The sequence below is a fragment of the Marivita sp. genome, assembly GCF_048006345.1.
Taxonomy (GTDB): Bacteria; Pseudomonadota; Alphaproteobacteria; order Rhodobacterales; family Rhodobacteraceae; genus Marivita.
The window spans coordinates 2,913,928-2,932,725 of sequence record NZ_CP180351.1 but is presented as its reverse complement, the minus strand read 5'-3'; the positions used below and the strand labels follow the sequence as shown (position 1 = coordinate 2,932,725).

Genomic DNA, 18,798 nt, shown 5'->3' with positions numbered 1-18,798 from the left:
TCGTAAGGCACGTACCAAACCGGATGGTCCGGATTAGCTGAAAACTCTATGCTCTTTGGCAGGGCGTGTTTGCAAGCCAAGCGGCCCAAGGGGCGGCAACTTCGCCATCTGTGATGCGCATTTGCCACAAGCCTTTCTACAGGTTTTTCAGAGTGGAAGATCACGGCGTTACGCCATCGGCTTCAAGTTCGGCTTGTCGTTGTGGGGATCGGCTTGTATGCAAAGCACAAGGCAAACAGGCATACGAGGGCAGTCTCACATGGACCTTACACGTTTCAGGACCGGTTTTGGCATTGCTCTTGTCGCCGCTTTTGTGTCGGGATGCGGGTTCTTCGGGGGAAATTCCAACCGGGCGCCTGTTGAAACACCTGCTGCCGAAGACATCGTTGACGAGATTTTGCTGGAGCGGAATCCCAACCGGCCGCAGTCGTCCATTTTCGACTTTTTCAGAAATCGCGGTGATGCAGGCGAGCTTGGCGCGGTCAACAAATACATCTGGAATGCTGCGCTTGAAACGCTTGATTTCCTGCCGGTCGAGTCGGTCGATCCGTTTACGGGTGTGATCACGACCGGGTTTGGCACGCCTCCGGGCGGTGGTCAGGCCTATCGCGCGACCATTCTGGTCAACGATCCGGCGCTTGATGCGCGGTCGCTGAACCTTGCCTTGATGACGCGCTCTGGCCCGGCCAGCGCCGCGACCGTGCGGGCGGTCGAGGATGCGATCCTCACGCGCGCCCGCCAGTTGCGTCAGCAGGACAGCCGTCTCTGATCAAAGGCTGATTTGCCGCCGTTTTATCTATCTGACTGGTTTTACGGCCGGTTCAGTCCCGCGGGGATCGCACCGGGTAGACTGCTGCAAGATCGTCGACCCATTTCAACTGTCTTGGCAAACAGACGCGTTTGAGGTCGTAGCGCTCGCGTGCGAATCGGCGGGCGTTTGACCCGAGAAAGTCGCGGCGCTCGGGCGAGTCGAGGAGGGCACAGGTTTCGCTGATGAGTTTCTCCTGATCGAAGAAATCGACCAAGACGCCGGTCTGCCCGCCAATGATCGCCTCTCGTACCGGGGCGGTGTCTGACGCGACGATGGCGCATTTCGCGCTCATGGCTTCGATCAGAGACCAGGACAGAACAAACGGGTAGGTCAGGTAGACGTGCACTGTGCTGACCTGAATCATCGACAGGAAGGTCGGGTAGGGGACACGGCCCATGAAGTGCACCCGCGCCCAGTCGGCATCTGGGATCTGGCCGCGCACTTCGTCGATGAAGATCTGTTTCCAGGTTTTGCCCGCCGGGGGTTTTGCGCCGTAGCTGGTTTCATCGCCGCCCAGAAGAACCACGTTCGCCTGCGGACGGCGGCGCAGCAATTCCGGGAGGGCGCGCATGAAGCGGTGATAGCCGCGATACGGTTCGAGGTTGCGGTTGATAAATGTGATCACCTCGTCCCGCGCGGTCAAAGTCTTGCCTTTGGGCAGGTCCAGCGTCGCATCAGGATTCGCGTTGATCGCATCAGTGTCGACGCCGTCATGGCTGATCGTGATGCGGGACTGATAACTGTCCGGGAACGTGCCCGCCTGGAAATGCGTCGGGCTGATCCCGGCATCCATGACCTCTTCATGCAGGCGGTTGTTGATGTTCTTGAGGCGCAGGCGCAGGGCGTCGCGGTCGGGTGTCGGGCTTGGGAATTCCGGATCGAACCCGGTCTCGGCCTTGCCGGAGCGATGGTAGAGTTCGCAATAAAGACCCAGTCGGGCGTCGGGCCAGACATCCTTGAGAAACAGGCTTTCACCCCAGCCATGATGGGCAAGGATCACGTCAGGATCAAAGCGCTTTTGCTTGAGCGCGAGCGCCGCATCATAACAGCTTGTCCCTCGGAAAATCTTGGTCTCGAAGTCGGCCAGCCACGGGTGAATGCCTTGTGTGGTTGATCCCTTGACGACGTAAGGAAGGATCGTGACGCCTTTCCACTTGGTCGCTTCCTTGACCTTGGGGGTCAGCACGACCACCTGATCGCCGCGTTCGGCCAGAGCCGGGCCAAGGTGCTTGAATTGTGCGGGAAAGTTCTGGTGGATCAGGAGTATTTTCATCTGCCCGGACGTATTGCCTTTGGTTTTACAGGGTATGACTGCAAAAATCCGGCATCACAATGGCGCAGATAGGGGCGGGACTGGACGATCCTGTGGCATCGGCCTATCACCCTGCCAACAGAAGATGCACACCCGAAGGACCCATTCCATGTCGCGTTACGACCCCTCTGTCATCGAACCCAAATGGCAGGCCGTCTGGGAAGAGAGTGAAACGTTCCGCGCCGTGCGGTCGGACGACAAGCCGAAATACTACGTGCTAGAGATGTTTCCCTACCCGTCGGGGCGCATCCATATCGGCCATGTGCGCAACTACACGATGGGCGACGTGATCGCGCGCTACAAGCTGTCTACCGGGCATAATGTGTTGCATCCCATGGGGTTCGACGCCTTCGGCATGCCGGCCGAGAACGCCGCGATGGCGTCGGGCGGGCATCCCAAGGATTGGACCTATTCCAACATCGACACGATGGTCAGCCAGATGAAGCCGCTGGGCTTTGGTCTGGACTGGAGCCGCATGTTCGCGACCTGCGATCCGGAATATTATGGTCAGCAGCAGGCGCTGTTCCTCGACATGCTGGAGGCCGGGCTTGTCTACCGCAAGAACGCGGTGGTGAACTGGGACCCGGTCGATATGACCGTGCTTGCGAACGAGCAGGTGATCGACGGCAAGGGCTGGCGGTCCGGTGCCGAGGTGGAGCGGCGCGAGCTGACGCAGTGGTTCTTCAAGATTTCGGATATGTCCGAAGAATTGCTCGACGCTTTGGACACGCTCGACGATTGGCCCGCCAAGGTGAAGCTGATGCAGGCCAACTGGATCGGCAAATCGCGGGGACTGCAATTTGCGTTCTCGACCATTGACGCGCCGGATGGGTTCGACCGGATCGAGGTGTATACGACCCGTCCCGACACGCTGATGGGGGCTTCCTTTGTCGGTATCTCGCCGGATCATCCGCTGGCCAAGCATCTGGAAAAGGACAACGCCGATCTCGCCGCGTTCAATGCCGAGTGTCGCAAGGGTGGCACCACGGAAGAGGCGCTAGAGAAGGCAGAGAAGAAGGGCTTTGACACCGGGCTGCGCGTGCGCCATCCCTTTGATACGGCGTGGGAATTGCCGGTCTATGTGGCGAACTTCATCCTGATGGATTACGGCACCGGCGCGATCTTTGGCTGCCCGGCGCATGACCAGCGCGACCTTGATTTCGCGCGGAAATACGACCTGCCTGTGCAGAGCACCTTTGTGCCCGCGATGGGTGAGGATGCGTTCATCCTGCCCGAAGACGGTGGCCCGGCTTATGTGCCGCCGAAACCCGAGACCGTCCGTTATATTCGTGGCTTCGCCGGAGAAGAAGCGCAGACTGGCAACGAGGCCATCGAAGCCGCCATCGACTTCTGTGAAGAGAACGGTGTCGGCCATGGCGTAACCAAGTTTCGCCTGCGCGACTGGGGTCTTTCGCGCCAGCGCTATTGGGGCTGTCCGATCCCGGTGGTGCATTGCGATGCCTGCGGCGTGGTGCCCGAGAAGAAAGAGAACCTGCCGATCGCGCTGCCATATGATGAGGACGGCAACGCGATTGATTTCTCGATCCCCGGCAACCCGCTGGATCGTCACCCAAGCTGGCGCAATTGCCCGTGCCCGTCTTGTGGTCAGCCTGCCAAGCGCGAGACCGACACGATGGACACATTTGTCGATTCGTCGTGGTACTTTGCCCGCTTCACCGCGCCGCGTGCGGACACGCCGACGGATATGGCGGATGCGGACTACTGGATGAACGTCGACCAGTATATCGGCGGCATCGAACACGCGATCCTGCACCTGCTTTATTCGCGCTTCTTTGCCCGCGCGATGCACATCACCGGGCATTTGCCGGAACGCTGCAAGGAGCCGTTTAACGCGCTCTTCACGCAAGGCATGGTAACGCACGCGATCTACAAAACCACCGGGCCGGATGGACGCCCGGTCTATCACTACCCGGAAACGGTGGAACTGCGGGACGGCAAGGGCTTCCTGAAAGACGGCACCGAGGTCGAAATCATCCCCTCGGCCAAGATGTCTAAGTCGAAGAACAACGTGGTCGATCCGGTCGCGATCATCCAGCAATACGGCGCCGACACTGCACGTTGGTTCGTGCTGTCCGACTCGCCCCCCGAACGCGACGTGGAATGGACTGCCTCGGGTGCCGAAGCGGCAGCGCGTCACTTGGGCCGGGTCTACCGCATCGCGGCCGAAGTGGCCGAGGCGAACGAGGCAGCTAATGCCGAGGATGAAGCGCTGCTGCGCGAGATGCACAAGGCGATCCACGACGTGACCGTGGGTGTTGAAAGCTTTGGCTTCAATGCCTCGATTGCGCGGCTGTACGCCTTCACCAATGCGCTGTCGAAATCCAAGGCTGGCTCTGATGCGAAACGTCAGGCGGCCAAGACGCTGGCGCAGCTCATGTCGCCGATGACCCCGCATTTGTCCGAGGAAATCTGGGCGCTTCTCGGCGGTGAGGGTCTGGTTGCCAATGCGCCCTGGCCTAAGGCGGATGAGGCGATGCTGGTCGAAGACACGGTTACCTTGCCCATTCAGGTGAATGGAAAGCGCCGGGACGAGATCACCGTGCCCAAGGACATGGACAAAGCCGAGGTTGAAAAGCTGGCGCTGGCGACCGATGGTGTGAAACGTGCGCTGGATGGCGCAAGCCCCAAGAAGGTGATCGTTGTGCCGGGTCGGATCGTGAATGTGGTTGCATAGACGCCAGACGCTTTTTGCGTTGTCCGCGCTTGTCGCGGGCGCGGCCTGCGGGTTCACGCCCGCCTATGGGCCGGAGGGTGGCGCGTCGGTGTTGCAGGACAACCTGCGCGTCGCGGCACCCGAGCGGCGGGACGGCTTCCTGATCGCGCAGCGGCTTGAGGACCGGTTTGGGCGGAATGACGGGGGGCGCTACGTGCTGACCGTGACGCCGACGATCCAACGTCAGGGGCTGGCGACCTCGGTCGAGGGGACGACAAACCGGTTCCAACTGACGGGCCGCGCGGATTACGCGCTGAAGGACACAGAGAGCGACAGCGTGGTGCGTCAGGGCCGCGTGATTGATTTCACCGGGTTTTCCGCAACGGGATCGACGGTGGCGACGCTCGCCGCCGAGCGGGATGCCGCCGCGCGGTTGATGGTGATTCTGGCCGATCAGATCGTGGACCGTCTGGTCATTTCGGCCAGCGGCCTGCCCGCATGAAGCTGCCCCCGCGCGAGGCGTCGGGGTATTTCGCCCGACCCGACCCCGCCAAGCTCGGCATCCTGATCTATGGCGAAGACGCGATGCGGGTCGCTTTGAAGCGGCAGGAGTTGATCGCGGCGTTGATCGGGCCGGAGGGCGAAGGCGAGATGCGGCTCACGCGCATTCAGGCCGCTGAGCTGCGCAAGGAACCCGCACTTCTGGGCGATGCGATCAAGGCGGTCGGGTTCTTTCCGGGGCCACGCGTGGCCTTTGTCGAGGACGCGAATGACACGGTGATCAAGCCCATCGAAGCGGCGGTCGAGGATTGGCTGCCGGGTGACGCGCAGATCGTTGTGACCGCCGGTCAGTTGCAAGCCAAGTCCGCGCTGCGCAAGCTGTTCGAGGGGCATCCGAATGCGTTTGCGGCGGCGCTCTACAACGAACCGCCCAGCCGCGCTGAGATCGAGGCGGAGCTGACCCGCGCAGGTCTTCCCCGTCCGGATGGGGCCGCGATGGAGATGCTGACAGCCTTGTCCAAGGAGTTGGACCCCGGCGATTTCCGACAGACGCTTGAGAAGATCGCGCTTTACAAGCTGGGGGATGCTGCGCCGCTGACGCCGGACGAGGTGACACTGTGCGCGCCCGGATCGACCGAGGCCGATCTGGACGACGTTCTCAACATCGTGGCCGAAGGGCGGACCGGAGAGATCGGCCCGGTGATGTCGCGGCTGGAGGCGCAGGGCACGGCGGCGGTGACGCTGTTGATCATGGCGACACGGCATTTCCGGGCGTTGCATACAGCGGCGTCCGATCCGGGCGGGGTGGGGCAAGGCATGGGGCGGTTGCGTCCGCCGGTCTTTGGCCCGCGCCGGGATCGCATGTCGCGTCAGGCCGCGGGCTGGGGGATGTACCGGCTGGAGCAGGCGTTGCAGATGCTGTTGGAGACCGATTTGTCGCTGCGCTCTGCCGGGCAGCACGGGCCAGCGCTGGCGATTGTGGAACGGGCGTTCATCCGGTTGGCGATGCTGGGGCGCAGGTAGGATTTGCCGGGCAGGTGCCCGGTTTTGGGAGGACGGATATGTACAAACTTGTGGGCAATCGCGCGACGCGGGCGTTCCGGCCCTTGTGGTTGTTGGAGGAATTGGGCGTGCCCTATGAGCATGTGCCCGCAGCGCCCCGGTCTGAAGAAGTGCGCGCGGTCAGCCCCTTGGGCAAGGTGCCGGTGCTGGTCGATGGCGATCATGTCATCGGAGACTCTATGGCCATTCTGACCTACCTGGCCGACAAGCATGGTGCGTTCACCCATCCGGCGGGCAGCGTGGCCCGGGCGCAGCAGGATGCGTGGACCTTCCGTGTGCTGGATGAGGTGGATTCGCTTCTCTGGACGGCAGCACGTCACAGTTTCGTGGTGCCTGAGGAAGAGCGCGTGCCCGAGATCAAGGACAGCCTGAAGGCCGAGTTCGGGCGCAATATCGTCCGGATCGCGGAGGATCTGAGCGGTGACTACCTTGCTGGTGACGCGCCCACCGTGCCGGATTTCCTTTTGGCGCATTGTCTGGGTTGGGCGCGGAACGCGAAGTTTCCTGATGCGCCGGACGTGTTGGTCGACTACCTCCGCCGGTTGCGGACGCGGCCTGCCTTCGAGCGGGCGGCGGCGCTCTGAGCCAAGGGCTTTCGAAAGCCCTTGGAGACGCGGTTTCGAAACCGCGTTTTGAAGCGCGTTCGAACGCGCTTGGGCAAGCCCTTTCGATAGGGCTTCCCGCGCCCCTTCCGAGAGAATTGTTCGCATCGGAAACCGGTCAGCCGCAAATCCGCGCCAAGGTGTCGGGATTGTTGATCCACGACAGGCCCGATTTGCGGTTAGACTGTCCCCGACAAGGGAGACCGCGATGACTGACACGATCCGCTTTACTCTGGACGGCACAGAGGTCGAGGCCCAGCCGGGCGAGACCATCTGGGAGGTTGCCAATGGCCGGGGTCTGGTGATCCCGCATCTGTGCCACAAGCCAGCACCCGGCTATCGCCCGGATGGCAATTGCCGCGCCTGTATGGTCGAGGTCGAGGGCGAGCGGACGCTGGTGGCGTCGTGCATTCGCGAACCCGTGGCGGGCATGGTGGTCACCACCGACTCCCACCGTGCCAAATCTGCACGCAAGATGGTGGTCGAGATGCTGCTGGCGGATCAGCCAGAGCGTGATGCCGCGCATGACAAGTCTTCGCATCTCTGGGACATGGCCGAATTGAACGGCGTGACGGAGAGCCGTTTGCCGACGCTGGAAGCGGAACGGATTCCGCTGCTTGACGACAGCCATGTCGCGATGCGCGTGAACCTCGATGCCTGCATCCAGTGTGGTCTCTGCGTGCGCGCCTGCCGCGAGGTTCAGGTGAACGACGTGATCGGTATGGCGGGACGCGGGCATGACGCCTACCCGGTGTTCGATTTCGACGACCCCATGGGGGCGTCGACCTGTGTGGCTTGCGGCGAATGTGTGCAGGCCTGCCCGACGGGCGCGCTGATGCCCGCGACCGTGCTGGACGACCAGCAGCAGGGCGACAGCAAGGATTACGACAAGGAGGTCGACAGCGTCTGCCCGTTCTGCGGTGTCGGCTGTCAGGTGTCGCTCAAGGTCAAGGACAACAAGGTTGTCTATGTCGAGGGGATCAACGGGCCTGCGAATGAGGGGCGTCTTTGTGTGAAGGGGCGGTTCGGCTTCGACTACATTCACCACAAGCACCGCCTGACCAAGCCGCTGATCCGGCGCGCCGATGCGCCAGCGAAGGGGCTGAATGTCGATCCGAACAACTGGCAGGAAGTCTTCCGCGAGGCGACGTGGGACGAGGCGCTGGACTTTGCCGCCAAGGGGCTGAAGGGCCGGGGGCGCGAAGTGGCAGGCTTTGGGTCGGCCAAATGTACGAACGAAGAGGCGTATCTTTTCCAGAAGTTCATCCGTCAGGGATTCGGCCACAACAACGTCGACCACTGCACGCGGCTGTGTCATGCATCATCCGTGGCGGCCTTGCTTGAGAACGTTGGATCGGGGGCTGTGACCGCCACGTTCAACGAGATCGAGAATGCCGATGTGGCCATCGTGATCGGGGCGAACCCGGTCGAGAACCACCCGGTTGCGGCGACCTATTTCAAGCAGTTCACCAAGCGCGGTGGCAAGTTGATCGTGATGGACCCGCGCGGTCAGGCGCTGAAACGTCACGCGACGCATATGCTGCAATTCCGGCCCGGCGCGGATGTGAGCATGCTTAACGCGATCATGCATGTGATCGTCGAGGAAGAGCTCTACGACCGCCAGTATATCGAGGCCTATACCGAGAACTGGGAGGCCGAAAAGGCGCATCTGGCGGATTTCGCCCCCGAGAAGATGGCAGATATCTGCGGCATTGACGCAGAGACCCTGCGCGCCGTGGCCCGTGATTTTGCCGGTGGCAAGGCCGGGATGATCTTCTGGGGGATGGGCGTCAGCCAGCACATCCACGGCACGGACAATTCGCGTTGCCTGATCTCTCTGGCGTTGATGACCGGGCATGTGGGCCGGCCGGGTGCGGGTCTGCATCCTCTGCGGGGACAGAACAACGTGCAGGGCGCGTCCGACGCGGGGCTGATCCCGATGTTCCTGCCGGATTACCAGTCGGTGATGGATGACGGTGTGCGGTCTGCCTTTACCGAAGTGTGGGGATCGGGGGACTTCTCGAACCAGAAGGGTCTGACCGTGACCGAGATCATGGATGCTGTCCACGAGGGGCACATCAAGGCGATGTATATCCTTGGTGAAAACCCGGCCATGTCTGACCCGGATGTGGAGCATGCACGCGATGCGTTGGCGAAGCTCGATCATCTGGTCGTGCAGGACATCTTCCTGACTGAGACCGCCAACTATGCCGATGTGATCCTGCCCGCGAGCGCCTTTGCCGAGAAGTCGGGGACGGTGACTAACACCAACCGTCAGGTGCAGATGGGCCGTCCTGCAGTCACACCTCCGGGTGAGGCGCGCGAGGATTGGGCCATCACAACGGAGCTTGCGCGGCGTTGCGGCATGGACTGGCAATACGACAGCCCGGCGGATGTGTTTGCCGAGATGAAGCTGAACATGCGGTCGCTGGAGAACATCACATGGGACCGCCTGGCGCGGGAAAACGCTGTGACCTACCCGTCGCTGTCGCCGGAAGATCCCGGTCAGGCGATTGTGTTTGGTGATGGCTTCCCACGTCCGCAGGGCCGTGCGCGTTTCACGCCTGCGTCGGTGATTGCGCCCGATGATGTGCCTGACGCGGACTATCCGATGATCCTGACCACGGGTCGGCAGCTCGAGCATTGGCACACCGGGTCGATGACGCGGCGGTCGGCGGTTCTGGATGCGGTGGAGCCGGAGGCGAACTGTTCGCTGCACCCCAGCACCCTGCGCAAGATGGGGGTGGAGCCCGGAGGCCATGTGCGTCTGACCACGAAACGCGGATCGGTTGTGGTGATGGCGCGGGCGGATCGGGCGGTGGCCCCGGACATGGTGTTCCTGCCCTTTGCCTATGTCGAGGCGGCGGCGAATATCCTGACCAATTCGGCTTTGGACCCTTATGGCAAGATCCCCGAATTCAAGTTCTCGGCGGTGCGGGTCGAAGCCGCTGACGCCGGTGCGGTGGCTGCGGAATAAGGTTTATTGAGCGCTGACGCGCGCAGGTTTTCTCGGCCACGGGCTTGCACCCCGTGGCCGATCTGCGTTTGGTGGCGTGACGCATTTGACCGTGTTGTCGCCTGTGTCACGGTCGGATTTGCATATTTGGAAAGAGAAGAAGGGACGGGGTCATGCTGCCTGTAAATGCGGAGCGATTCTTGGCGGACTTGCATGCCTTGCGGCAGTTCGGCGCGGCGGGTGTCGGCAAGGGTGTCGTGCGCCCGGCCTATTCCGACGCGGATATCGCTGCGCGGGACTGGCTGGCGGAGCGGATGCGCGAGGCGGGCCTGTCAGTGCATGTCGATCCCGTTGGGTCGGTGTTCGGGCTGGCAGAGGGTACATCGCTATTGCTGGGGTCGCATTCCGACAGCCAACCCGAAGGCGGTTGGCTGGACGGGGCGCTGGGTGTGATCGCGGCGCTGGAGGTGGCGCGGGCCTCGGCCGAGGCGAGTGGGCCACCGGTGTCGGTTGTGTCCTTTCAGGACGAGGAAGGCCGGTTTGGGGTGACCACCGGGTCGGCGGTCTGGTCGGGAAATCTGTCGCTTGAGAAGGCCGACGGGCTGACGGACCGGGACGGCGTGACCTTTGCCGACGCGCGGGCGCGGATGCCTGGGCGGTCAGAGGCGTTTGTCGACCCGTCGCGGTTCAGCGGGTTTCTGGAAATGCATATCGAACAAGGGCCTGTGCTCGACCGCGAGGGTGAGGCGATCGGGGTGGTCGATGCCATTGTGGGCATTCGCGACATGAAGATCACGCTGGTGGGTGAACAGAACCATGCGGGCACCACACCGATGCAAGGGCGGCGCGATGCGTTTCAGGCGCTGTCGCAGTTCAATACGTTGCTCGCCGAGCGGTTCGCCAATGTGGTGACACCCCATACGGTTTGGACCATCGGGCATGTGTCGTTGCACCCAAACGCGTCCTCCATCGTGCCGGGCAAGGTGACATTTTCAATGCAGTGGCGGGATGGCGACACGGACCGGCTGGGGCGGATGGAAGCGATCATCCGCGAGACTGTCGAAGAGGTGGCGGCGACGGGTGGGTTCGAATTGAGCTTTGGGCCGCTGTTGGGTCTGGAGCCGGTCGATATGGACCCGCGCCTGCGCGGCGCTTTGGAGACGTCTGCCGAGACAGATGTGCCGGGACGCTGGCGCAAGATGCCGTCGGGTGCGCTGCATGATGCGACCAACGTGTCGAAACTGATGCCGGTGGCGATGCTTTTCGTGCCGTCGATTGGCGGGATCAGCCACGCGTTCGGCGAAGACACCGCAGAGCCCGATCTGGTGACCGGGCTGCGGGTTCTGGCCGGTGCCGTTGAGGTGCTTGACTGAGGCGTCTGGTTCAGGACGCTGTGATTGCAGACGAAAAATGACTTGCGGTTTCGAACACCTGTTCCAAGTCATTCTGGACGCGCTGGTGACTTTGGTCGATTTCCGAGATCAAGCTGTCGAGGCCACGTGCCCTTTCGCCCAGTCGATTGGTTTCCACCCGCAGCGAAACACGGACGGCTGACAGGCCCAGCAAGGTCTGTCGCAAACTGTCCATGCGTCCAAGCACCTGGCGACATTCATCCATCATGGCCGATACGGACGCGGTCGATTTATTGGAGAACGCGGCGTGCAGGTTTCTCAGATAGGCAGATTCGCGTTCCCTTTCCTCGGTCGTCATGGGTTCGTCGCCTTGGTCGAAGTTTTGCAAGACCTCGGCCATGATGCTTGATGCACAGAGCAGGATCTGGCTTTCCTTGCGCGAGCTGAAATTCGATGTGGATGCATCTGACATGATGGATTTAAGGCGGGTGATGCCGCTTTTGATATCGCCAAGGATCAAGTCGTAATTGTTGGAAATCGCATCGATTGCGGCGCGATCCCGGCCAAGTTTCACGGCCTGAAGCTTCATGTTCAGAATGTAAATCGCGCCTTGTGCCAGTTCATCGGTGATGGAGGCGATCTTGTCGCAGATCATGCGTTCTGCCTCTGCGACCCGAATGGCGTTGGTGAGTGCGTTGAATGGTGTTCGCCCCAAAGCGTTCTCGCGGGCCTGAAACTCGGTCACGAGGGCATGCGCCTGGAAATCCATGTAATCGTCAAAGCCCATTGACTGAATTTCCTGCAGCAGGACGGCCGCGCTTTTCTCGGGCGACAGGCCATCCTCGCGTTCAAGTCTGAGAATTTTCTTGTACAGTTCCGCCACCGTGGCGAGCATGGGGCTGGTCGGTTTCATGCGGACCGAAAGGAACCCGCCATCAACTGGTGCGATCACGGCATAGACCCAGTAATACCGTCCCGATTTTGCACGATTCTTCACATAGCCGGTGATCGGTTTTCCGGCTTTCAGAGTATCCCAGATTAGCCAGAACACCGCTTTGGGCATGTCGCTGTGTCGGATGACCTTGTGTGGAGCGCCGCGCAGCGCATCATCCGCGTGTTCGGAAATCCGGGAAAACACGGAGTTGAATGCCTCGATCACTCCGCGTTTGTCGGTGCGGGAGAAAAAGAGTTCGTCGATTTTGAAAATGCTTTCCTGATTGAAATTGGCCGTTTTGGCCTCTGATTTCTCAATGCTGCGTTCTTGTTGAATGGAACGGGTCACGAGTTTCTTGGCTCCTGAAATGCGCGCCGCGGCGCTGACATTGAGGCTGCAAAAGTGGTGCCAATTCCCTGCTGCCGAAAAGCTTGGGGGCAGGAGCTGGCGTCTGTCGTTCAGTCGACGCTGGCGGGGCGCGACCGCGACGACGGTCGTCCATGGGCGCAGGATGTACGGGTTTTGGGTTTCGGCCTGATTTTGTGCTACTCTAAGTCAAGGGCAGCAAGGGGCACACTATGTATGTGACGGCAATGGCGTTTTACGCGATTGTGTGCGGTGGGCTGGGCGCATTGTCGCCCCGGTTGCCGTCTTTCTGGCAGCGGTTTGCGGTGGCGGCGCTGGTCGGCGTCATCGCGGCGGCGGTGTTGCCGGTGCTGCGCGGGGTGCTTGGGATCTGATCCTAGAGGCTGAGCCTGTAGGTGATTGACGTCGGGCGATCATAGCCTGCGTGGGCCGTGCGGCCGATTTCGCGAAAACCCAGCGCCTCGAAAGTCGCGTGGTTTTCGACCAGTTCGATCCGGGTTTGCAAGTCCACGCACGGCAGGCGCAGGTCTGCGGCGCGCGATCTTGCGAGGGCAATCAAGCGTCTTGCCAATCCCTGCCGCCGTGCATCCGGGGCGACAGCAAGCTTGCCCAGATAAAGGATGTCGGGTTTTGGCGTGAGAAAGACACAGGCCTGAACCGGATCGCCGATTCCCCAGACCTCGCCGGTTTCGGCTTGGGCCGACACGCTGCCCAAAGAGAGCCGGTGCATGGAAGACGGCGGGTCGATGCGCCCGTCCATGTCGGCAAAGGCGGTTCGGATCAGGGTCAGGACATCCCGGAGCGCGGCATCGCCGGGACCGAGACGAGCGGGTGTCAGCTCCATGTCACCTCGCCCAGAAAGATATAGCCCGCCCCATAGATCGTCTTGATCAGGCGGGGGTTCTTTGGGTCCTCGCGCAGCTTGGTGCGCAGGCGCGAGATGCGCACATCCATCGCTCGGTCAAAACTGTCGCCCGCGGCACCGCCCAGCGTGTCCTGCATGTAATCGCGGGTGATCAGGCGGTTGGGGCTTTCGAGGAAAAGCCGCAGCACCTCGCCCTCGGCATGGGAAAACGGCGTTTCCGTGCCGGTGTCGTCCTCCAGCGAATAGCGATCGAAATGCGCGGTCCAGCCGTTGAAGCGGGCGGTCTGGCCCGTGGGTGCCGGGGTCGCGCGAGTGCGCAGACGGGCGCGGACGCGGGCGACAACTTCGGCGGGATCAAAGGGTTTGATGATATAATCATCCGCCCCCAGTTCCAGCCCGGTGATCTTGTCCTGTACCTGTGCGCGGCCAGAGATGATGATCACCGTCGCACCCTGTTCCAGCGCCAGACGGTGCACAAGACTGAGGCCATCACGGTCGGGCAGTCCGAGATCGACGAGGCAGACATCCGGGGTTGTGCGGCGGAGCGCCGTTTCGAACTCTGCGGCGCGGGCAAAGCATTGGGTGTCGTAGCCGGCGTCTTCCAACGCTTCGGACAGCATGGTGCGGATCGCGGGTTCGTCGTCGAGGATGGTGATCAGGGGTTTGGTCATGTCGGGAGGGCCTCGTGGCCCAGAAACGCGGCCAGATCGGATTTGCTGAAGGGTTTGGGCAGAACAGCGGTTTTTGCAGCCGCGTTTTGGTGGCGCGGGTCAGACGCGGGCAGGGAAGTCATCAGGTAAACAGGTTTCTTCGGCAACGCTTCGACCAATTCGGTGCCAAGCGCCGGGCCTTCAAGAGAGATGTCGGACAAGACAAAAGCGATGTCGGGCACGCCTTGCGCGAGGGCAAGCGCTTCGTCGACCGAGGTCGCCTCGATCACGCTGTGGCCTAGGCTGGTGAGCATGTCACGGATCGTGGTGCGCAGATCGGGGCTGTCTTCGACCAGCAGAACCAGTTCGCTGCTCAGATGACGGGCGGCATGGCGCAGGGGCAGGCGCAGGGTCACCCGTGCGCCTGCATCGGTGTTGCCGACCTGAAGCTGCCCGCCCGCCAGTTTGGCCATGTCATAAACCATCGACAGGCCAAGACCCGAGCCGCCTTCGCCTTTGGTGGTGAAAAACGGATCAAGCGCGTGTTTTAGCGCCTCTTCCGAGAAACCGGCGCCGGTGTCCTCGACGGTGAAGTCGATCCAGGTGTCGCGCATTTCGGTGGCTTTCAACCGGATCGCGCCATGTTCGCCGCAGGCATCGCGGGCGTTCAGGATGAGGTTGAGAAGGCTGTCCTGAAGCTGACCGGGATCAAGCAGGGCGCGCTCCGTGATCGAGGTGCTGACATGCAGGGCGATGCTGTCGGGCAGTGACGGCGCTGCCAGAGTGTGCAGATCCGACAGGAAGCTTGCCACATCAAGCGGTTCAGGCCGCCATGCGCGATGGGCGGTGATGTCGGCGATCCGGTTGAGCAGATCACCGCCACGCCGGGCGGCCTGCAAGGTGGCCGTGATCAGAGGATCGGCGTCTGCGGGCAGGTCCATGCGGGCGAGTTTCGCCTGCATGCCAAGGATGATGGTCAGCAGGTTCGAGAAATCATGTGCGAGGCCCGACGTCAGTTGCGCTGCCATCTCGCGGCGGCGGGTTTGCTGGAGCGCCGCGCGGGCCTGCGTTTCCTCGGTCACGTCCATCGACAGGATATAGACGCCCTTCTCGGATTCGTCGGGGGTAAAGGCCACGCGGATGCGGCGGGAGCTGTGGATGTCGGTGAACTCAAAGGTCGAGGGATCGCCCGCCAGCGCCATCTGAAGATGCGGCAGAACGCGGGCATAGGCATCGTCGCCCAAGGCTTCGGAAATATGCAGCCCGACGATCTTGGAGGGACGGCCCGGCATGACATTCGACAGGCGTCGGTTGGAAAACGTATAGCGTCCTGCGCTGTCCACATGCGCGATATGGGCGGGCATCATTTCCGTGGTGAGGCGGGTGCGGGCCTCCATCTCGGTCAGTTCGCGCTGGGCTTCCTCCAGTGCGGATACTGTTGCGGCCAGTTTGCGGTTGGTGGCGGCCAGTTCCTCGGACCGGGCCAGCACTTCTTCGGACAAAAGCTCGGATCGGGTGCGCAGCAATTGCTCCTGCGATTTCACCTCGGTGATGTCTGTATAGACGGTGACCCAGCCGCCTTGGGGCAGCGGTGCGCCTTCGACACTGATCGTGCGGCCATTGGCGCGGGTGCGCTCCATGTAATGGGGCTGGAAGGCGCTGGCCTGTTCGACACGGGCGCGGATGAAGGTTTCGACATCGTCGATCTCTCCGTATTCGCCGCATTCGACAAGATGGCGGATCGTGGTCTCGAAATCCGCACCGGGGCGGGTCAGGGCATGAGGAAGATCGAACATTTCTGCAAACCGCGTGTTGCAGGCGGCGAGTCGCAGGTCGCTGTCATAGATCGACAGGGCCTGTCCGATGAGGTTTAAACCAGCCTGAACCAGAGCGTCGGTATTTGCGCGATCAGGCATCTCGCAAGGCCCAGTCAAGCGCGTCTTCCAGACGGTCATCGCCCCAGAATAGTTCGTCCCCGACGGTGAAAGAGGGCGCACCGAAGATGCCGCGCGCTTGAGCATCGGCGGTCGTGTTGCGCAAGACGGTCTTGACCTCGTCAGAGCCGGCGCGTTCGATCATCTTGTGATCCAGTCCCGCCTCGGCTGCGCATTCCGCGATCGTATCCGGGTCAGAGATATTGCGGCCGTGTTCGAATTCGGCCTGATACACCGTCTGACAAAACCGAATTGCGGCTGCTCCCGGCAAGGCTGCTGTCGCAACCCGAGCTGCGAGCAGACCGTTCTGCGGGAACGGATCAGGTTTCCGAAAGTTCAGGCCTCTTTCCTCTGCACGGCGCGCCATATCGCGCCACATGTAGCGCCCTTTCACGGGATACACATTGAACGGGGACGACGTCAGGCCCTGCGCGGCAAAGATCGGACCAAGCAGAAAGGGGCGCCACACGACGTCGATTCCACGCTGAGCAGCGATGCCGGGCAAACGCATGACACTGAGATAGGAATAGGTTGAGGCAAACTCGAACCAGAACTCGACCTTCATGTTCTGTCTCCCATCGTCATACGACGGCCCAAACTCCGGCTGCACCGCACCCATGTCAAGCGTGACGAAGCGCTGGTTACAATTCGTAAGGATTGAGAAAACTTCAGGAAAAAGTTGACCCCCACACTTCCTTCTGTCCAATCTTGAGACAGAGTTGCGAAAAGCGAACGGTTCGGGGAATTACCCGGGCAACGGGAGGAAAAGTTTTGGCACATATGACCATGGGCGCAGAGGGTCTGCGCTCTGTTCCGGCGTTATTGGCACGCAACGCTTCGCAGTTTGGCGGCTCGCCCGCCTATCGCGAAAAGGAATATGGCATTTGGCAAAGCTGGACCTGGGTCGAGACCGCCAAGGAGGTCGAGGCGCTTGCGCTGGGTCTCTTGAACCTGGGCGTGAACGAGGGCGATTTTGTCGCCATCATCGGGCGCAACCGTCCATATCTCTATTGGTCGATGGTAGCCGCGCAATCCGTGGGCGCGATCCCGGTTCCGCTCTATCAGGACGCGGTGGCCGAAGAGATGGAATACGTGCTTGACCATTGCGGTGCGCGTTTTGCCATCGTCAGCGATCAGGAGCAGGTGGACAAGGTGATCGAGGTGCAGGATCGCCTGCACCAGTTCGAGCACATGATCTATCTCGATCCGCGCGGTTTGCGGAAATACGACCACACCCGGCTGCATCAGTTCAGCCATGTGCAGGATCAGGGTCGTGCCGCCCATGATGAATACATCAAGGAGCTTCAGGCCCGGACCGCCAAGCTCGACTACGACAGCACCTGCGTGATGCTGTACACCTCCGGCACGACGGGCAAGCCCAAGGGTGTGGTGCTGTCGAACCGCAACATCATCGAGACCGCAAAAGCGTCATCGGAATTCGATCACCTGCGCGTCGATGACGAGGTGCTGGCCTACCTGCCCATGGCATGGGTGGGTGACTTCATCTTCTCGATCGGGCAGGCCTATTGGTCGGGGTTCTGTGTGAACTGCCCGGAAAGCCCGGACACCATGATGACGGATCTGCGCGAGATCGCGCCGTCCTATTATTTCGCCCCGCCGCGTGTCTTCGAGACGCAGCTGACGCAGATCATGATCCGGATGGAGGATGCGGGGGCGTTCAAGAAAAAGACCTTCGACTATTTCATGGCGCATGCCCGCAAGGTGGGTCCGTCCATTCTTGATGGGCATGAGGTCAGCACGCTTGACCGGCTGAAATACAAGCTGGGCGAGGTGATGGTCTACGGGCCGTTGAAGAACGCGCTGGGCTTTTCCAATGTGCGGGTCGGCTATACGGCGGGCGAGGCGATTGGCCCGGAAATTTTTGATTTCTATCGCTCTTTGGGCATCAACCTGAAACAGCTCTATGGTCAGACCGAGGCGTCGGTCTTTATCACTCAACAGCCCGATGGCGAAGTGCGGTCGGACACGGTGGGTGTGCCATCGCCGGGGGTGGAGATCCGCATCGCCGAGAATGGCGAAGTGTTCTATCGTTCGCCCGGTGTCTTTGTGGAGTACTACAAGAACGCGGAGTTGACTGCCGATACCAAGGATGCGGAGGGCTGGGTCGCCACGGGCGATGCGGGCTTCATCGAAGAAGCCACCGGCCATCTGCGCATCATCGACCGCGCCAAGGATGTGGGCGCCATGGCAGATGGTGCGATGTTCGCGCCGAAATATGTGGAGAACAAGCTCAAGTTCTATCCAAACATTCTCGAAGCTGTCGTGTTCGGCGCAGGGCGCGATCGCTGCTGTGCCTTCATCAACATCGACCTGACGGCGGTTGGCAACTGGGCGGAGCGCAACAACATCGCCTATGCGTCCTATCAGGAGCTCGCGGGGCACAAGCAGGTGCTCGACACGATTCAAGCGCATATCGAAGAGGTCAACGCGAGTGTCGCGCAGGACGAGATGCTCTCGGGATGTCAGGTCCACCGTTTCCTTGTGCTGCACAAGGAGCTGGATGCGGATGATGGGGAACTGACCCGCACGCGCAAGGTGCGTCGCAAGATCATCGGCGAGAAGTTCGAGGATCTGGTGACTGCGCTCTATGACGGATCGACCTCGGTCTACACCGAAACGGAAGTCACCTATGAGGACGGGCGCAAGGGCAAGATCAAGGCGACGCTGGAAATCCGTGACGCCAAGGTCGTCCCGGCCACACCGCAGCGGATGGCAGCGGAATGATGGCCCGGTTTGCAGCGCAATCCGGTGCCAACGC

The 18,798-nt window shown here is 61.5% G+C and carries 15 protein-coding genes; 9 read left to right on the top strand and 6 right to left on the bottom strand.

Annotated features, from left to right (window positions below; all coding sequences use genetic code 11):
- Positions 1–259 precede the first annotated feature (259 nt).
- A complete protein-coding gene (locus ACMVPR_RS14385; RefSeq protein WP_416883435.1) occupies positions 260–769 on the top strand; it encodes a DUF3576 domain-containing protein in 510 nt (169 codons plus the stop codon).
- 52 nt (positions 770–821) lie between these two features.
- On the opposite strand, the gene ACMVPR_RS14380 is transcribed toward ACMVPR_RS14385, so the two are convergent.
- Positions 822–2,084, bottom strand: coding sequence for a glycosyltransferase (locus tag ACMVPR_RS14380; protein ID WP_416883434.1), 1,263 nt, complete (start codon positions 2,082–2,084; stop codon positions 822–824).
- 148 nt (positions 2,085–2,232) lie between these two features.
- Between ACMVPR_RS14380 and leuS the strand changes: the two genes are divergently transcribed.
- The 6 genes from leuS (at position 2,233) to ACMVPR_RS14350 (ending at position 11,291) form a co-directional block, all read left to right on the top strand.
- The gene (leuS, locus tag ACMVPR_RS14375) at positions 2,233–4,818 is read left to right on the top strand and encodes a leucine--tRNA ligase (protein WP_416883433.1); all 2,586 of its coding nucleotides are present in this window, start codon (positions 2,233–2,235) and stop codon (positions 4,816–4,818) included.
- Positions 4,805–5,299: an LPS assembly lipoprotein LptE gene (lptE, locus tag ACMVPR_RS14370; protein WP_416883432.1), complete on the top strand. Its 495-nt coding sequence runs from the start codon at positions 4,805–4,807 to the stop codon at positions 5,297–5,299. The genes leuS and lptE overlap by 14 nt, the downstream gene beginning before the upstream one ends.
- Positions 5,296–6,321, top strand: a complete 1,026-nt coding sequence (gene holA, locus ACMVPR_RS14365; RefSeq protein WP_416883431.1) for a DNA polymerase III subunit delta — start codon at positions 5,296–5,298, stop codon at positions 6,319–6,321. Before lptE ends, holA begins: the two co-directional genes overlap by 4 nt.
- Positions 6,322–6,359: 38 nt before the next feature.
- Positions 6,360–6,944, top strand: a complete 585-nt coding sequence (locus ACMVPR_RS14360; protein ID WP_416883430.1) for a glutathione S-transferase family protein — start codon at positions 6,360–6,362, stop codon at positions 6,942–6,944.
- A gap of 226 nt (positions 6,945–7,170) precedes the next feature.
- Positions 7,171–9,939: a formate dehydrogenase subunit alpha gene (gene fdhF / locus ACMVPR_RS14355; RefSeq protein WP_416883429.1), complete on the top strand. Its 2,769-nt coding sequence runs from the start codon at positions 7,171–7,173 to the stop codon at positions 9,937–9,939.
- Positions 9,940–10,091: 152 nt separating this feature from the next.
- A complete protein-coding gene (locus ACMVPR_RS14350; protein ID WP_416883428.1) occupies positions 10,092–11,291 on the top strand; it encodes a Zn-dependent hydrolase in 1,200 nt (399 codons plus the stop codon).
- Positions 11,292–11,301: 10 nt separating this feature from the next.
- Here ACMVPR_RS14350 and ACMVPR_RS14345 read toward each other — a convergent pair whose 3' ends face one another.
- Positions 11,302–12,552 carry a PAS domain-containing protein gene (locus ACMVPR_RS14345; protein WP_416883427.1) on the bottom strand — a complete coding sequence of 417 codons (1,251 nt, stop codon included), beginning with the start codon at positions 12,550–12,552 and terminating at the stop codon, positions 11,302–11,304.
- A 230-nt stretch (positions 12,553–12,782) separates the two neighbouring features.
- On the opposite strand from ACMVPR_RS14345, the gene ACMVPR_RS14340 reads away from it, so the two are divergent.
- On the top strand, positions 12,783–12,944 hold the full coding sequence (locus ACMVPR_RS14340) for a hypothetical protein (RefSeq protein WP_416883426.1): 162 nt from the start codon (positions 12,783–12,785) through the stop codon (positions 12,942–12,944).
- A gap of 2 nt (positions 12,945–12,946) precedes the next feature.
- On the opposite strand, the gene ACMVPR_RS14335 is transcribed toward ACMVPR_RS14340, so the two are convergent.
- From ACMVPR_RS14335 to ACMVPR_RS14320, 4 genes are read right to left on the bottom strand one after another with little or no spacing between them, the layout of a single operon-like run.
- Positions 12,947–13,414, bottom strand: a complete 468-nt coding sequence (locus tag ACMVPR_RS14335; protein ID WP_416883425.1) for a GNAT family N-acetyltransferase — start codon at positions 13,412–13,414, stop codon at positions 12,947–12,949.
- A complete protein-coding gene (locus ACMVPR_RS14330) occupies positions 13,405–14,106 on the bottom strand; it encodes a response regulator transcription factor (protein WP_292265665.1) in 702 nt (233 codons plus the stop codon). Before ACMVPR_RS14330 ends, ACMVPR_RS14335 begins: the two co-directional genes overlap by 10 nt.
- Positions 14,103–16,001 (bottom strand): PAS-domain containing protein, encoded by a 1,899-nt coding sequence (locus tag ACMVPR_RS14325; protein WP_416883424.1) that lies wholly within the window; start codon positions 15,999–16,001, stop codon positions 14,103–14,105. The genes ACMVPR_RS14330 and ACMVPR_RS14325 overlap by 4 nt, the downstream gene beginning before the upstream one ends.
- The gene (locus tag ACMVPR_RS14320; RefSeq protein ID WP_416883423.1) at positions 15,994–16,584 is read right to left on the bottom strand and encodes a 2-hydroxychromene-2-carboxylate isomerase; all 591 of its coding nucleotides are present in this window, start codon (positions 16,582–16,584) and stop codon (positions 15,994–15,996) included. The genes ACMVPR_RS14325 and ACMVPR_RS14320 overlap by 8 nt, the downstream gene beginning before the upstream one ends.
- Positions 16,585–16,799: 215 nt before the next feature.
- Here ACMVPR_RS14320 and ACMVPR_RS14315 point away from each other — a divergent pair, with 215 nt between their 5' ends.
- A complete protein-coding gene (locus ACMVPR_RS14315) occupies positions 16,800–18,764 on the top strand; it encodes an AMP-binding protein (protein ID WP_416884659.1) in 1,965 nt (654 codons plus the stop codon).
- Positions 18,765–18,798: the final 34 nt, after the last annotated feature.

Excerpts from the sequence above, each read along its gene's own strand:
- ACMVPR_RS14385 (WP_416883435.1), top strand. The coding sequence starts at position 260 with ATGGACCTTACACGTTTCAGGACCGGTTTTGGCATTGCTCTTGTCGCC.
- ACMVPR_RS14380 (WP_416883434.1), bottom strand. The coding sequence starts at position 2,084 with ATGAAAATACTCCTGATCCACCAGAACTTTCCCGCACAATTCAAGCAC.
- leuS (WP_416883433.1), top strand. The coding sequence starts at position 2,233 with ATGTCGCGTTACGACCCCTCTGTCATCGAACCCAAATGGCAGGCCGTC.
- lptE (WP_416883432.1), top strand. The coding sequence starts at position 4,805 with ATGTGGTTGCATAGACGCCAGACGCTTTTTGCGTTGTCCGCGCTTGTC.
- holA (WP_416883431.1), top strand. The coding sequence starts at position 5,296 with ATGAAGCTGCCCCCGCGCGAGGCGTCGGGGTATTTCGCCCGACCCGAC.
- ACMVPR_RS14360 (WP_416883430.1), top strand. The coding sequence starts at position 6,360 with ATGTACAAACTTGTGGGCAATCGCGCGACGCGGGCGTTCCGGCCCTTG.
- fdhF (WP_416883429.1), top strand. The coding sequence starts at position 7,171 with ATGACTGACACGATCCGCTTTACTCTGGACGGCACAGAGGTCGAGGCC.
- ACMVPR_RS14350 (WP_416883428.1), top strand. The coding sequence starts at position 10,092 with ATGCTGCCTGTAAATGCGGAGCGATTCTTGGCGGACTTGCATGCCTTG.
- ACMVPR_RS14340 (WP_416883426.1), top strand. The coding sequence starts at position 12,783 with ATGTATGTGACGGCAATGGCGTTTTACGCGATTGTGTGCGGTGGGCTG.
- ACMVPR_RS14335 (WP_416883425.1), bottom strand. The coding sequence starts at position 13,414 with ATGGAGCTGACACCCGCTCGTCTCGGTCCCGGCGATGCCGCGCTCCGG.
- ACMVPR_RS14330 (WP_292265665.1), bottom strand. The coding sequence starts at position 14,106 with ATGACCAAACCCCTGATCACCATCCTCGACGACGAACCCGCGATCCGC.
- ACMVPR_RS14325 (WP_416883424.1), bottom strand. The coding sequence starts at position 16,001 with ATGCCTGATCGCGCAAATACCGACGCTCTGGTTCAGGCTGGTTTAAAC.
- ACMVPR_RS14320 (WP_416883423.1), bottom strand. The coding sequence starts at position 16,584 with ATGAAGGTCGAGTTCTGGTTCGAGTTTGCCTCAACCTATTCCTATCTC.
- ACMVPR_RS14315 (WP_416884659.1), top strand. The coding sequence starts at position 16,800 with ATGACCATGGGCGCAGAGGGTCTGCGCTCTGTTCCGGCGTTATTGGCA.